Raw genomic sequence first — 483 nt, 5'->3', positions numbered from 1 at the left:
TAAGAGACAGGTGGGCGGGAGCGGGCGTCCTCCGAGCGCACCCATGTTCTCCATGGCGCGGCGCAGGAGGCGCTGGCGCCGGAGCTTGGAGGCTTCGTCGGGGTTGGAGGGGTCTTCGGCCGCCACGTCGTCCTCGTCAAAATCCCAGTCGTCCAGTTCACCGGACAGCTCGGACTCATCAGTCTGTCCAGAAGCCCCCCCGTTGTCACCGGGGAAGGCAGCGAACCGGGGAGAAGGCAGTGGCTCGAAGGTCGCCTCGACGATGGCCTCGACGAGGAATTCGTTGGCTTCACCCGCCGACCCCACGTCCGAGCGGACGAGGGCTTCCAGGTGGGCGTCCACCTGCTGGAGGGCGGCCTCGAAGGACGCGGTGAGGTTCTGCGAGGGGTCGTTGGACTCGTCGAAGGAGACGATGCGCCACAGGTCGTCCTCGCTGGCGCGAGCGGGCCCCAGGCGCAGGGGCGGGGTCGCGCCAGCGAGGAC

At 68.9% G+C, this 483-nt stretch carries 1 pseudogene; it reads right to left on the bottom strand.

From position 1 onward, the window contains the following. Nucleotides 1–483, bottom strand: a pseudogene (locus D7X12_RS41855) (J domain-containing protein); the annotation flags it as partial.

The organism is Corallococcus sicarius (assembly GCF_003611735.1).
Classification (GTDB): domain Bacteria; phylum Myxococcota; class Myxococcia; order Myxococcales; family Myxococcaceae; genus Corallococcus; species Corallococcus sicarius.
This window is presented reverse-complemented; position numbering and strand designations above follow the sequence as displayed.